This window comes from Candidatus Nitrosotalea bavarica (assembly GCF_900167955.1).
In the GTDB taxonomy this organism is placed as follows: Archaea; Thermoproteota; Nitrososphaeria; order Nitrososphaerales; family Nitrosopumilaceae; genus Nitrosotalea; species Nitrosotalea bavarica.
In genome coordinates, this window is sequence record NZ_FUYK01000007.1 from 178,789 (window position 1) to 192,630 (window position 13,842).

Consider the following 13,842-nt stretch of genomic DNA (forward strand, 5'->3'; position numbering starts at 1 on the left):
CTAAAAGGAATTGATTATGAGTAATAAACAAAATTTAGTATCTAAAAAAAATACTGAAACCGGATCTGATGATTCACATGCTCTAAAAGTTGAGAATCTTTCAAAGATCTATGATACTTCTGCAGGAAGAGTTGTTGCATTGGATAATGTGAGTTTTACTATTCAAAAAGGTGAATTTGTATCAATTGTGGGACCGTCTGGAAGTGGAAAATCTACTGTTCTTAATATGATTGGTGCACTTGATAGGCCTACTAGAGGGAAAATCTCTGTTGATGGTATAGATATGTTCTCTATGAATGATTCTGAGATTGCTACCTTGAGAAATGAACGAATTGGATTTATTTTCCAATCGTTTAATCTTATCAATAGAACAACTGTCCTGAAAAATGTAAAACTTCCCGGACTTATTGCTGGTATGTCACATGATATTGCAAACTTTCGTGCCATGAAAATTCTAGAAGCACTTGGTATAGATGATAAGAAAGACCAAAAACCGGTAAATCTTAGTGGTGGACAACAACAAAGAGTTGCTATAGCTCGTTCCTTGATAAATAACCCATCTATAATTTTAGCTGATGAACCTACTGGAAACCTAGATACAAAGACTGGTGATGACGTGTTTGCCATGCTGAAAAATCTTTCACACAAATTCAAACGTACTATAATAATGGTTACTCACAATCCGGAACTTGCTGAAAAAAGTGATAGATCTATATTACTAAGAGATGGGAGAATAGAAAAAGATGTCTACCACTAAATCTTTTACCAAGTTTTTCTCAAGAAAACTTGCAGTCAAAGTTGTAATTCCAATTTTAATCCTGATGCTTTTTGCACCTACTATGATTTCATCTTTTAATGCATATGGACAGGTAACCACTACCGCAGCAACAGGAGGTAGCTTGTCAGTACAACAAACACAGGATTGTTTTGCACCTCTTACTACTATCCTTGATGCCACTTATGCAGGCCCTGTAGTTGTAGACTCGTATTGGGTAGATCAAGGAACATCTTCAACCACCGACATTACTAGCAATCCTGTCAAAAAAGAAATAGGTCCAGGTGAAGGACCTTCAGTTTTTGCGGTGGTCATGACAAACAGAAATTCAAATTTTCCCATAGAATCTGTTACTGCTTATCTTAATCTTCCATCAGGATTTACACCTACAGGAGAAAGTGCAAATCCTCAATTGCTTGAACAACACTATCAAGCAGGACGTGTTACAATTACTCCCGCCATCGCAAATTATTATGGCCAAATACCAGTTGGAGGGTCATTTACTATGTATTTTAACATAAATGTACTACCTACTGCCGCGGTGGGTACTCATGCTACAACTGTTGTTGCAAATTATGTACAAGTGGGAGTAGTTGGACAACAATGTACCTCTGCACTGCTTAACGTACCGCTTGTTCTTCCTGGTAAGGTAATAATGGATGCATCAATTACCAATTCAGAAATTGCACCACAAACTAAAAGTCCTATAGATATAGTAATTCAAAACAAGGGTTCTGCTGATGCAACCGGAGTTGTTGCTACAATTGCAAATCTTGGACAGTCTAAAGGTGCTACTGGAAGTTCTTCTAGCGGAGGAGCAATTACATTGTCTTCAACTACCACAAATATTGTTAATCTTGGACCTAGTACTTTCAACATTGGAACCATCCATGCAAACTCACAAGCTGTGATAAGTACAACTGTTTATCCAGGAACTGGTGCAAGTGGATCTACCCAGCAGGTAGAACTACTAATCAGTTATCAAAATGCATGGGGCAAGCTTTTAACCGCTGATGTTGTCACAGGTCTTGTCATATCTCCTAATCCACCAGAATCTATTACTTTATCATATCTTGGAAATCAATCCACTCCTGTAATTGTTTCAGGAAATTTGGATGATCTTGATTTTACTGTATCCAATAATGGTAATAATACAATGTCTAATGTAATTATAAATCTCGTACCACAATCAACTTCTGTCTCTATTGTTGGAACTTCTACTTGGACAATACAAAACTTGCAACCAGGAGATAGACAAGTACTCTCAACTAAGGTATTTGCAGCAACTTCATTAATTAATACTCCAACTTCGTTTACACTAACTGCTAATTATGTTTCAAAAGGTCAATCTCAAACAAATTCCCTTACCTTGGGTGCATTTGTTGTAGGTGACATCAAGCTCCAAGTATATGGTCTATCTGCAACTACTACTGGTGGAACTTCTAGCATAGTGGGTAACTTGCTCAATCAAGGTAGTACAACTGCATTGTTTACAACGGTTCAACTTGCACCATCCCCACTTTTGGATGCAATGAGAGCTGCAAGACTTGCAAATTCAACAAATAATCAAACTCATTCATCTACACCATCTGGACAAGGAGGCGCAGGTGGACAAGGATACTCTGGAGGTAGTGGAGCCGGAGGCACAGGTGGACAAGGATACTCTGGAGGTAGTGGAGCCGGAGGCACAGGTGGACAAGGATACTCTGGAGGAGGTACTGGCGGAGGCGCAGGACGCTCTGGAGGAGGCGGAGCAGCAAGTTCATCGCAACAATTCATAGGTGATCTTTCACCAGATTCGCCAATCCCAATCAGTGTACCGCTTAGTAGAGGAGTTAGTTCAATACCATCTGGAATGTATGTGGTAGCATTCAAGGTAGTATATGCTGATGACCTGAAGGTCTTTCACACTGTGATTGTAAATGGAACCGTAGCTATTTCAAAAGCTCGTCAAACCCCTACAGCTACCCACTCTGGTTCTATACTCAGTCAGATACCGATACTTAATCAAATACCTCTACCAGAACCAGTAACTATTGGAATAATTGTTGCAGTGGCAGTAGTGATTGCATTCCTGGTTAGAAAGAAAAAATTAGCAAAGAAAAAACTAAAGATGGTAACACAGGGGGATACTGACATAGTATCGATATTTGATGATACCAAAAAGAAAGAAAATGAATCCTAGAGATCTTTTTTTACTGTCATTTGAGGCACTAGTTGATAGAAAGGTAAGAACACTACTTACAATTTTAATGGTTGTACTTGGTAGCAGTCTTGTTGTGGTATTAAATGGTCTAAGTGCAGGTCAGGCTGCCTTCTTAGAACAACAATTTAACACATTAGCAGCTAATGTTCTTTTTGTAGGTAGTGGACAACGTTCCCTTAGCTCCTATGCAACTTCCACAAGTAATTCTATAACCATCAATGATGTCATTGTACAAAAACTCAAGACCCTTCCAAATGTATCGGATGTTATACCTGAGTATACAGGTTCTGTACAAATGAATTCACAGGGAAACGTTCAGCGTGCTTCCATTACTGCAATTGATCCATCAAAATTGTCTGTCGAACTGCCAAATGTCCAATATATTGATGGTTCTACAATACGTGCAGGAGATCGATCAGCGGCATTAGTGGGAGATACGATAGTAAATCCGCCTGGTGCAGATACCGCTTTTGTCACTCTTGGAGAAACAATCAAGACAACTTCAACTTATTCTGATTCAAGTGGATCACATACAGTAATAAAAAATTACATAGTTTCAGGAATCCTAAAACCGTCTGGTAATACTGGAATTGATCGTTCAGTCATTATAAATCTCGATGCCGGCAATGAATTACTGCACAAACAAAACAAGTATGATCAACTAATAATTACTGCAACTACTCCAGATGATGTTGATACTGTACAGCAAGAGATTACTAGTATGTTTGGAAAAACTCTTGGTGCTACAACTCCTAAAGCACTTATGGCAGTAAGGCAGCAAGCTGCAAGCGGAAACGCAGCTTTTATTCTAATGGTTGGAATTATCGCACTTGTTGTAGGTGCAGTTGGTATTGTTACTACGTTATACAATTCTGTTACAGAAAGAATTCGTGAGATAGGTACAATGAAGGCAATAGGGGCTCAGAATGCCGAAATACTTGCGCTATTCCTAGTTGAGGCTGCTCTGATTGGCATAATTGGTGCTTCTTCAGGGATGGCAATTGGCATGGTTGCAGGTGTCCTATTAGGTATCCTTACAACCACCACTCCTACTGGAGGAGGCGCACCTGTTCACATACCACCAATCTATATTCCTACAGATTTGATTAAAGTTTGGTTACTTTCTTTGGGACTAAGTGTTTTGGCAGGAATGTATCCTGCATGGAAGGCATCAAAGCTTTCTCCAATGGTTGCATTAAGAAGAGAATAAAATTTAGTTTGTTTTTAAAATTTAATCTAAACGATTAGGACTTTTACAAACTAAAATTTATTCACAATCAAATTTTCATAAAATTCTTTTCTTATTGTGATTAGGTTATATGACAAACTATGGTTATTCTGTTACCAGTCTCGAATCTTGATTTTTATGGCAAGTTTTCTTTTGAACCTTGAAAATTAAAATATGTAATTATTAGAATTTTTAAAGTGTATCAATATTAATAGTGATTTTATGGTTTGATTATGCCAGCACTAATCAGGTATTGGATACTTTTGACAAAGTCTGCATCTGACATTTGACCTATTGCCCACCATTTTGCATTATTTTTGATCCAGCTAGGAATGTGATTAGTGTTTTCAGAACTGACTTGTGTTGTAGGTATTTGAATAACTCCTGTATGTATCATGTATTGTAATCCTCCTACAAAGTCCGTATCGTTAACCTGTCCTTGTGACCAATACTTTGCAGTGCTCTTTACCCATGAAGGAATGGAGATGTTACTGCTAGTTGTATTGTATCTGGTCATATTTTGTGAAAATGCACTTTGATTATTGTCATGATTAAACCCAGTCATGTTGTGTGAAACCCATCTTTGATTATTGTCATGATTGAATGATGTCATGTTATAGTTGGTATTGCCTTGTGGGAATCCTCCTTGAACATTATTCTGACTAGACGAAGTCATGTTATGAGAAAGCCATCTTTGGTTATTACCATGATTAAATGAAGTCATGTTGTATCCAGTGGTACTCATTGGAGTTCCTCTATGATGGTGACCGATATGTGTATGAGTTTGAGCTCCCACGTTTCCTTGTTGTGGTTGTTGATACTGACCATATGCTCCTGACAATCCCGTTGAAGTAAAAATGACTATCCCTAGAATCATGGCAAGTACAGCTTTATTCTTTGTCATACCTTTCGCATTCATTGCAGCTTCTACGATGTTCATTAAATAAAGAATTGTGGCACATTGTCAATGAACAATGTTACTGATGATTCTTGAAACTAACACGATCAAAAATTAATGTGTAAAATAAAATTATAGTGCGCTAAAGTCTTTAGTCCAGTTTGAATACTCTTGAATCATTCCTTGATTAACACTAGGTTTTCTTTTTTTAATGATCTTCTTAAAATCATCCATGGTACAATCTCGCAGTTTGACATGTGTAAGATCTTTATCCCCTTTTGCATCTGCTACACTGAAATATTCATCTATTACAGATAGCTGTGCCGATTGACAGATGTCTTTTACGTCACTTGCACTATACCCATCTGTTAATTGACCAAGTTCTAATGAATTTACTGAAGCATCTTTTTTTAGTTTTGATAAATATATTGAAAAGAGACTTTCTCTTGCTTCTAGTGCTGGCAGTGGTATGTATACTCTTTTTGAAAATCTTCTAAGAAACGCCCAATCTAATTTCCAAGGCTTGTTAGTAGCTGCAATAACATAAGTTTGAAGATTTTTTCCCTTGTCATTTATTCCATCCATTTCTGTAAGGAACTGGTTCTTTACTCTAATCTCTCCACCGTTCTCATTCTGCGAATTTCCAAGGAGCGAGTCTACCTCATCAATTAACATTATAACTGGTACATTTTCTTTTTTAGAAGAATCCCGTGCCATGTGAAATAGCTTGGATACATTTTTTTCAGCATCACCTAGCCATTTACTCATCATTGAAGCTGCATCGACATTTATGAAATAACCTGCAATCTCACTGGCAGTTGCTGCAGCAAGCATTGTTTTTCCACATCCTGGAGGTCCGTATAGAAGAATTCCTCTTGGCCAACCCAGTGTGAAGAGTTCTGGTTTTCTGGCAGGATATACGATGGCTTCGCGTAGTGCTGTCTTGACATCCTCTAGGCCTATTACTTCCTTCCAACTGACATTTGGTTTTTCTTTTAATATCATGTTTTCAAGATTGTTGTTAGAAACTGTTTGATTGGAGTTACCTTGAGATGAACCGTTGTTGCCAGAATTTTCGTTTGGAGATGAATTATCAGGCGAAGATTGTAACTCGCCTATTCTCTTCTGGTACTGTTCACAATGTTGTTGATAAACGGCATTCAAAGTATTATCTGGAAAAAGATGGATTAGTCTTGTTAGTGCCTCAATAGCTCTCTGATAATTAGTAATCGCAATGCCTCTAGCACCTTGGTTGTCTTGCTTTATTGCCTCAGCTGCATATTTGCCAGCTACATCTTCTAATGCTAGTGCAGCTTCGCTCATGATGATATCACTATTACATTCAATGATTTCCAAGGTATGCGTTACTGTGAAATCGTATGGTGCTATTAGTTAAATTAGTTAAAGCGATTTTTTCTTTGCTTTTATTTTTGATTAATTGATTATCTATCTGATATCTATTATAATACCCAATTATGATTACTATTTGAGATATAATTTGGAACCGCTTGAATTTTGTGATATTTGCTTTCAGAAAGGAAGACCGAATCTATGTGAGACATACAAGAATGAATTTACAAAAATCATTTCGTTACAATTTTCACAAAAATCAAGGCTGGATAAAGTTCTCAATAGGCTAGAGATTAGACCCAGATCCGTCGAGAAACGTTGGACACTTGTTATGGATTCTGAAAAACGAAAGGAATTTCTTGATTCATTGTGGGGAATGGCAATTACGGTTCATACATTAGAAGATCATGTAAAAACTATAACAAGGCTTTACAAGCCAGATGTAAGAAAACTTGGGGAAGAAAAACAAGTCGAACTTCCTAGTCCAGAAACCTGGGAAGAGTTTGATCCTAAATCGCGAGACTGGACTCCCATAAAAGTTGAAACAAAGAAAGAAAAATTCTATGTCAAAGTAAATCTTGGCAACGTACTCAAATGTTCAAGTTTTGAAGGAACAACTTATTTTCGTACTTATCTGAATGATTCAACTCCAATGCTTGCACCTATGGAGAAACGTGCGGTATACAATATTGTATCTACAATTGCCCAGCCAATAGCAGCTTCCTGGAAATCTGATGGTGAAGGTAAACGTGGATTTATTGAACAAAATCAGTTACCCAATACACCAGATGAGATTTTCAATGTCTTGCGAAGATTGGCAACTGTGGATAAGAGAATTCCTGATACTTTGATATTTGAAAGTGATGATTTTGAGTTGGTAAAAACTGTACTAGGCTGTATCAAGATTGATCTGATAAAATCCTCTGAAACCATAACTACATTATCTGATAAAAAATCTGATACTCCTATACCACTTGAAGAGATACAAAAGGATCGACTTCAAGTCATGCTGGATATTGTTAAAGAGATGAGTGGTAAGATTGAATCTGGAAAAGACGAACTGACTATTTCAGGTACTCGCGGTTTGGTCAAGATAATATTTGTAGACAATGATAAAAGTGCTCAAGATGGAAATATGGTACGAATATCTGTATCTGCACTTGAAGATCCGCCTAGGTTTATAGAAATTTTATTTATGATCAAAAAAAGATTAGGTCTTTTAGATTTGCCACTTGAGAATGTATTGAGTCAGCATTGGCCAATCATATCTGATAATGATTTACAATATGTAATCCAGACTGCAATTTCATGGTGGTCAAACAATCCTGTTTTGGCTACAAAAATAATTGGAGATGGAGACAAGTTTGCCAAAGTACGAGAATGGAATAATAAAATTAAGCAAGGAAAAATTCGTTCAACTCTTGATACTATAACACTAGGAAAGATAATCAAACAAAAGGAATCAAATCTAATCATAAAGTGAAGAAAAATTTCTTTCTAAGGTATTGTCAATTCTATCTTCATTTCCTGTCATCTAAACAATAGAACTAGTAATTGTGGGGAGGGTCTACAAAAATCCAGAAAACCTTGACATGTAAAGGAATCTCTGTAGACCGATCTACAGAGTACTATTTTTATCTAAATATTGTCTATAGTATATTCGATCATAGCATAGTCCACTTGTTTGTTACATGGTATGTCACACGATCAATAAGATCGAGTAAATGGATTCATTTTTTTTATAAATCGTTATTTTCCTAATACGGAATTATCTATTTGTGTCATGGAAATATATTCGAGAATAATCTATTGTACTAGTTCTACTTTTCTACTGTTGATTATTGTCTCTGAAATTTTGTTCTTGATCTCTATTGGATTGATGCTGGGTTTTGATATTATTAATAACACATAGTCTAACATCTCAAATGATAGAACTGTAAATTTCTCTCTCTCAAGAATGGAACTAAAGACATTGCCAAATTCATGATTGTGTTCCTTATTCATGTTAGATTTTAGTACGCATTCCATGAAGAGCATTTCTCTTTTCTGTGGAGTAAGATCTTTGTTAATGCCTTCCTCTTTGGCAATCATTTCTATGGCTCTACCTTTGTTATTTAGCACTGCAATTAACTCAATATCCTCGTCAATCTTTGCAATGTTGCTACAAAGGACATCAAACTCAAACAGACTCTCAAAATAACTTGTTGTCATACTATTGTGATGTATTTGGTGGATGAAAAGGATAAGCCGTATAGAATGTTATTACCTATGATATCAATATAGTACTAAGAGATTACATAGTATTGTTTCTACAAATATTCTCATCATGCCTATTTTCTGGGAAACTCTGCGATCAAGTTTTTATTTGATAATAATTATTTGTTTTTTAGGTAATTATTTTGGAACTAATTACAATGACGGTACAATACAAAGTGAAAAAGAAAAAACTCACTAAAGCAAAAGATGCACTGTCAGAGTACGTGGATGCAGTAAAAAAAAATGAATCAGGAACAATCGAATACAAAGTGTTTCAGGATGATGACGACAGTTCTTCATTTGTACACATAATGTCCTTTGCAGATAAAAATGCCAAGAAAACACATGAAAAAACTGAGCATCTAAAAAAATTGAAAAAAATTCTAGTCCCAATCTCAAAAGGAAAAGCTGTGTATACTACTCTGACGGAGGTTAAGTTTGTCAAATCACCAGAAAAATCCGAAGAAACCCCCAAAGATATGGTACCCTCGCACAAGCCAATTTAATAAAATTTTTTATACTCGTATAATAAGTTGGTTTTCTAATTATTTGTGACCAACATGACGAAGAAAATTATCTATTCTCTTCTGCAGGTCATTATGGATCTCCTGCATAGTTCTATTGCCATTGATAGGTATTAGACCATATCTTTTTTGCATCAAATGAAACTCTTGTGATACTCTCTTTTGATAAATTAAAAATGACTCATACATGTCATTTGATAACCCCATATCTGCCCCAGATTCATAATAGTCTAATGTTGAATTCTTTTGAAAAACTCGATGTATCAGGACTGATGGTTCTACATCTAGATAAAATACCACATCTGGCTTGATGGCAAATCCGTATAAATTGTGACACCAAGTTTTATCTAAGCCTCTTGCCAAATTTCTTGCTATTAGTGTGTAGATGTATCTGTCTGCAAGTACAATGTAGCCTGCTTGCAATGCTGGTATTATCTTGTATTCGAATTGGTCTGCAAAATCTGCGGCATAGTATAACGCTAGAGTTTTCTTACCTAATGTGTAATTTTCCTTTGCTTCCAATATCCCTTTCCCCACAAGTTCTGATCTTTTTAGACCGGTATTGAGTACTGCATGACCATCTGCTTCCAATCTTGTAGTAATTGACTGGATCTGTGTACTACGACCTGATGCATCTGGCCCTTCAATTACAATCAACCTTCCCTTGACTTCAGTATCTTGCAAACTCTTTATTCCGTGACCATAAAATTCTACAGTTCTAGTTCCAAGATCCTTGTATTTGTCTCGCGTCATATCTTATCTTCTAGTCCTTGCCCTGATTGGTTTCATGTCCTCTAAAAGTGGCATGATCTTTTTTCTTACAATGTTTTGCTGTTCTTCGATATTTAATGTACCATCTATTATGGTAAACCCTTCACTTTCTGCAAGTGCGTCATATTGCTCGATTATTCTTCCTTGGAAAATTCTATAACTCTCATACGGGTCGTTACTCAAATTCATATCCATTCCAGCTTCGTAATACTTTAGCTTGGGTCTACCTATGAGAATTCTATCAACTGCAATATCAACTGGAACTTTAAAGTAAAACGCAACATCTGGTTTGACTGCAAAATCATAAACTTTCTTGACCCATGCAGGATTACAACCTCTAACTATATCCCTTGCAAATGCTGTGTAAACAAATCTATCTGCCAAAACAAAATAGCCTGCTCTTAACAATGGTGAAATATTTCTTTCATATCTATCTGCAAAGTCTGTAGCATGCAACAAACTAAATGTAGTAGGAGTGAGTAATCCTTTCTTTTTCCCCTTGGACGTGATCTCTTTTACCATTTCAGAAGAATTCCATTCTGACTTGAAAACATTGACACCTTTGAATGCAAGCCACTTTTCTAAAAGATGAAGCTGTGTTGATTTTCCTGAACCGTCTATGCCTTCAACTATGATTAGTTTTCCTCTCTTTTCCATTTTTATAATCTCGAATTACTTTGTGATATGACGGCAATTTTAGGTTTTACTGTCATTTTTACATTTGTCATGTGTTTTGTAAAATTTCATCAAGTAATTACTATGATCTATATAGTAAACATAACACTAAAAAAATAATAAATCATGGTTAGAATTTTAGATATCATTTCATTTCAAATCTACATTATGGATTGCCATGCTAAACCTTCTTTAACTCATAAATATTTGAAAAACTGATGACTTGTCTATGGATTTGTTAGTACTACGACATGGTGAAGCCGGAAAACGATCTCCCTCGCCAGGAGATTCTAAGAGAACACTTACCGCTGAAGGGCGACAAGAAATTGTAGATCTATCAAATGGTCTAAAACACTTGGAAGTACAATTGGATTATATCCTTACTAGTCCTCTCTTACGCGCCAAAAATACAGCTGAAATTGTAGCAAAATCTCTCAAATACAAAGGTAAAATTGAAGAATTAGATGTCCTGAAACCTGAAGGTAGCAGGCTAGAATTTTATTCTGCCTTGTCAAAGTTAAAACGAGAATCTGTAGTACTTGTAGTAGGGCATGAACCATATCTGAGTGAAATGATAAGTGAGGCGATATCTCAATCTGATTGTAGAATAGATCTAAAGAAAGCCGGACTAGCTAGGATAAGAGTACTGTCCATACTCCCTAAACTCAAAGGAGATCTAAGATGGTTGCTCACTCCAAAACTTTTGAAGAAAATGTCATAGGTTTACGTTTCCTATATTTTTCATTTAGTGAAAAAATGTAAATCAGAAGTAGATTAATAGTTACATGTTAGTAAAAAAGTGGGTAATGTTTAACTGAAAATATCTGTAATCGATCTTGGTTTTAACTCTGCTAAATTGGTCATCTATAATGTCAAAGACGATGATTCATTTGATGTTTATCAGCAAGAAGGAATCAAAGTAAGACTGGGAGAAGGACTAGATGAAAAAGGCAAATTGGGAAAAAAACCCATGTCAAGAGCAATAGATACACTTCAAGTTTTTAGAGATATAATTCAATTAAATCCAATAAAATCAGTTCTACCTATTGCTACTAGTGCAGTAAGAGAGGCACGCAACAAGGAAGACTTTCTAAATGTTGTTTCCAAAGAAACTGGATTTAATTTCAAAGTTCTATCTGAACGCGAGGAAGCACTGTACTCCTATGTCGGTGCTATAAAATCACTTCATATCCCAGATTCATTATTTTTCGACATTGGGGGTGGTAGCTTGGAGATTGTTTACGCAGAACGATTCAAGATAAAAAAAGTAATCTCATTACCTCTTGGAGCTCTGCGACTGACACATCAATTTGATGGCCGAAAAGGTAAATTCACTGAAAAGAATCTCCGAGACCTAAAACGATACATCTGGAATCTCCTTCCTGGAAAAAAAGATTTGGGTATGAGTAAAGATGTAAAGCTTGTTGGAGTTGGAGGTGCATTGCGTGCCTTGGCCAGATATGAGCAAAGAGTTTCATTATATCCACTGGATAAAATTCATAATTATAAAATTAGTCATAAATCTCTTGATTCTACAATTGGTGGGCTAGCAAAAATGAGTTCGGATGATATTTCAAAGATCTCAGTCTTAGGTTCTAGTAGAGCTGAGACAATTATTGCAGGATCTTATGTGATTAACACATTAATGGAAAAATACGATTTTTCTGATTTGTATGTGAGTAACCATGGACTCAGAGAGGGAGCACTTTCAATATTTTTAGAAGATCCCAAGGCATATCATGATGGATATCTCACTGCTGAACAAATTAGAAAAACAATCGGTCTTGATGAACCACGTAGAACAAGTTCTGAAAAAGAAACTTTTCTTAACAATTTTTTATCAATCAAACTTATTTCTAAACGAGAGAAAACGATACTTGATTATGCCGAAAAAATTATGTCAGAGAAATCATCATTTAGCAGTCCACAAAGTGTATTTTATTCAATCATGGATGAAGATATTCCACTTGATCATAATGATCAACTAGTCTTGGGACTTTCTTTAGTACATGCACGACATACTAAAACATCTGATTGGTTATTTGCCCGATACAGAACAATTCTATCTCAACAAGATAAGGTATCTATGAAGAAAATTTCAGCATTGATTACTCTGAGAAAGATTCTTGAAAGAACCAAGTCAAAGATTGAATTAAAACAACATGGGTCAAGAATAATAGAAATCACTATCACTCAATCACGATCTACTCAGAAATTTTTACTCAAAGATGCCTTGAAAAAGTTTGAGATTGTATTTGATGTTAAAGTTATTCTCTCGACCCGTCCGTATCAGGGAAGTTCACAAAGCTCCATCCTAGAATTATAGCTAGAAATATCCTGCCTTTGGTATTATTTTCTTAAAGGCAGATACAAACTCGTTGTACTTTTTTCTTCTTTCTGAAACTTCGGATTCTATAATATCTAAATATTTTGAATTTTGTTCAATACTTCTAAGATAATCGATAATTATGTCGCTATCATGAATATCACCTAACATGTCTTGAATTTCTTTTAAATTTTTGAGGATTTGGACTGTTTTTCCTTTACATGATACTAATTCAAATGAGTATCGTAATTTTTTAAAATCTTTTCTTAGCATATGGAGTTCTTCTATTTTTTTCTCGTCTCCAAGTGCAATTATTGTATTTTTCTGTATGTCTAACTCCATCTTGCCTAAGATTTTAAAATATCTCTTATTCAATTTTGATTCTCTTATAATATTGGTAGAGATCTTGGGGGTGGTCGTATGTAGGATTTTTAATGCAATTTCATTAGCACTATGAAGTTTTTCAATTCTGAAATTTTTTAAAGTAGCTACTAATTCATATGTTTGGTCTTGATATTTAGATTCCATTTTTGCACATATGATATCATAATCCCTTATCTTTGCATTCAATTTGAAAAGTGTTTTAGCTTGTTTTACATAATTTGTATTTTTTTCTTTTTTCCTTACATTATTTGGCAGAATTTTGTAAGCTGTCTCTAAACGTCTAATTGTAACTCTTATATCATGGATATTTTCATCGCTTGGATTTTTTATGTAATCTAGTAATTTCTGATAGAATCTCTCTTGAATTTTTTCAAACTTCACAAGGAATAATTTCTTGTCCAAATCTAAAATTTCTTTCATTATGTTTGTGATAATGTGCTATTTCTTTT

Annotated in this window: 13 protein-coding genes; 7 read left to right on the plus strand and 6 right to left on the minus strand. The window is 35.4% G+C overall.

All coding sequences use genetic code 11. The annotated features are described in order from the left end of the window. Positions 1–16 precede the first annotated feature (16 nt). Genes C0Q33_RS04305 through C0Q33_RS04315 form a run of 3 tightly spaced genes read left to right on the plus strand, consistent with a single transcriptional unit; the run spans position 17 to position 4,191 of the window. Positions 17–757 (plus strand): ABC transporter ATP-binding protein, encoded by a 741-nt coding sequence (locus C0Q33_RS04305; protein ID WP_101477349.1) that lies wholly within the window; start codon positions 17–19, stop codon positions 755–757. Beyond that, on the plus strand, positions 744–2,960 hold the full coding sequence (locus C0Q33_RS04310) for a COG1361 S-layer family protein (RefSeq protein WP_101477350.1): 2,217 nt from the start codon (positions 744–746) through the stop codon (positions 2,958–2,960). The genes C0Q33_RS04305 and C0Q33_RS04310 overlap by 14 nt, the downstream gene beginning before the upstream one ends. Next, positions 2,950–4,191 carry an ABC transporter permease gene (locus tag C0Q33_RS04315; protein ID WP_165776428.1) on the plus strand — a complete coding sequence of 414 codons (1,242 nt, stop codon included), beginning with the start codon at positions 2,950–2,952 and terminating at the stop codon, positions 4,189–4,191. Before C0Q33_RS04310 ends, C0Q33_RS04315 begins: the two co-directional genes overlap by 11 nt. Positions 4,192–4,429: 238 nt before the next feature. On the opposite strand, the gene C0Q33_RS04320 is transcribed toward C0Q33_RS04315, so the two are convergent. Together C0Q33_RS04320 and C0Q33_RS04325 are read right to left on the minus strand one after the other, a co-directional pair. Then, positions 4,430–5,149 (minus strand): hypothetical protein, encoded by a 720-nt coding sequence (locus C0Q33_RS04320; protein ID WP_101477352.1) that lies wholly within the window; start codon positions 5,147–5,149, stop codon positions 4,430–4,432. A gap of 90 nt (positions 5,150–5,239) precedes the next feature. Then, positions 5,240–6,430: an AAA family ATPase gene (locus tag C0Q33_RS04325; protein ID WP_101477353.1), complete on the minus strand. Its 1,191-nt coding sequence runs from the start codon at positions 6,428–6,430 to the stop codon at positions 5,240–5,242. Positions 6,431–6,605: 175 nt separating this feature from the next. On the opposite strand from C0Q33_RS04325, the gene C0Q33_RS04330 reads away from it, so the two are divergent. Then, the gene (locus C0Q33_RS04330) at positions 6,606–7,940 is read left to right on the plus strand and encodes a hypothetical protein (protein WP_101477354.1); all 1,335 of its coding nucleotides are present in this window, start codon (positions 6,606–6,608) and stop codon (positions 7,938–7,940) included. Between the two features lie 323 nt (positions 7,941–8,263). On the opposite strand, the gene C0Q33_RS04335 is transcribed toward C0Q33_RS04330, so the two are convergent. Beyond that, complete coding sequence (locus C0Q33_RS04335) at positions 8,264–8,668, minus strand: DUF6659 family protein (protein ID WP_101477355.1); 405 nt, start codon at positions 8,666–8,668, stop codon at positions 8,264–8,266. A 188-nt stretch (positions 8,669–8,856) separates the two neighbouring features. Here C0Q33_RS04335 and C0Q33_RS04340 point away from each other — a divergent pair, with 188 nt between their 5' ends. Then, complete coding sequence (locus tag C0Q33_RS04340) at positions 8,857–9,219, plus strand: putative quinol monooxygenase (protein ID WP_101477356.1); 363 nt, start codon at positions 8,857–8,859, stop codon at positions 9,217–9,219. A 39-nt stretch (positions 9,220–9,258) separates the two neighbouring features. Here C0Q33_RS04340 and tmk (C0Q33_RS04345) read toward each other — a convergent pair whose 3' ends face one another. Then, positions 9,259–9,990 carry a dTMP kinase gene (gene tmk / locus C0Q33_RS04345; RefSeq protein WP_101477357.1) on the minus strand — a complete coding sequence of 244 codons (732 nt, stop codon included), beginning with the start codon at positions 9,988–9,990 and terminating at the stop codon, positions 9,259–9,261. 3 nt (positions 9,991–9,993) lie between these two features. Next, positions 9,994–10,665, minus strand: coding sequence for a dTMP kinase (tmk, locus tag C0Q33_RS04350; protein WP_101477358.1), 672 nt, complete (start codon positions 10,663–10,665; stop codon positions 9,994–9,996). Positions 10,666–10,912: 247 nt separating this feature from the next. Between tmk (C0Q33_RS04350) and sixA the strand changes: the two genes are divergently transcribed. Both sixA and C0Q33_RS04360 read left to right on the plus strand, forming a co-directional pair. Then, on the plus strand, positions 10,913–11,404 hold the full coding sequence (gene sixA, locus C0Q33_RS04355; protein ID WP_101477359.1) for a phosphohistidine phosphatase SixA: 492 nt from the start codon (positions 10,913–10,915) through the stop codon (positions 11,402–11,404). A gap of 135 nt (positions 11,405–11,539) precedes the next feature. Continuing rightward, positions 11,540–13,009: a Ppx/GppA phosphatase family protein gene (locus C0Q33_RS04360; RefSeq protein ID WP_165776429.1), complete on the plus strand. Its 1,470-nt coding sequence runs from the start codon at positions 11,540–11,542 to the stop codon at positions 13,007–13,009. On the opposite strand, the gene C0Q33_RS04365 is transcribed toward C0Q33_RS04360, so the two are convergent. Then, positions 13,010–13,813 (minus strand): CHAD domain-containing protein, encoded by an 804-nt coding sequence (locus tag C0Q33_RS04365; RefSeq protein ID WP_101477361.1) that lies wholly within the window; start codon positions 13,811–13,813, stop codon positions 13,010–13,012. It abuts the gene before it with no gap. Between the last annotated feature and the right edge of the window lie 29 nt (positions 13,814–13,842).

What these genes read in the sequence shown, in the direction of transcription:
- C0Q33_RS04365 (WP_101477361.1), bottom strand. Translation starts at nt 13,813, where the DNA reads ATGAAAGAAATTTTAGATTTGGACAAGAAATTATTCCTTGTGAAGTTT.
- C0Q33_RS04315 (WP_165776428.1), top strand. Translation starts at nt 2,950, where the DNA reads ATGAATCCTAGAGATCTTTTTTTACTGTCATTTGAGGCACTAGTTGAT.
- C0Q33_RS04305 (WP_101477349.1), top strand. Translation starts at nt 17, where the DNA reads ATGAGTAATAAACAAAATTTAGTATCTAAAAAAAATACTGAAACCGGA.
- tmk (WP_101477358.1), bottom strand. Translation starts at nt 10,665, where the DNA reads ATGGAAAAGAGAGGAAAACTAATCATAGTTGAAGGCATAGACGGTTCA.
- C0Q33_RS04310 (WP_101477350.1), top strand. Translation starts at nt 744, where the DNA reads ATGTCTACCACTAAATCTTTTACCAAGTTTTTCTCAAGAAAACTTGCA.
- sixA (WP_101477359.1), top strand. Translation starts at nt 10,913, where the DNA reads ATGGATTTGTTAGTACTACGACATGGTGAAGCCGGAAAACGATCTCCC.
- C0Q33_RS04335 (WP_101477355.1), bottom strand. Translation starts at nt 8,668, where the DNA reads ATGACAACAAGTTATTTTGAGAGTCTGTTTGAGTTTGATGTCCTTTGT.
- C0Q33_RS04325 (WP_101477353.1), bottom strand. Translation starts at nt 6,430, where the DNA reads ATGAGCGAAGCTGCACTAGCATTAGAAGATGTAGCTGGCAAATATGCA.
- tmk (WP_101477357.1), bottom strand. Translation starts at nt 9,990, where the DNA reads ATGACGCGAGACAAATACAAGGATCTTGGAACTAGAACTGTAGAATTT.
- C0Q33_RS04320 (WP_101477352.1), bottom strand. Translation starts at nt 5,149, where the DNA reads ATGAACATCGTAGAAGCTGCAATGAATGCGAAAGGTATGACAAAGAAT.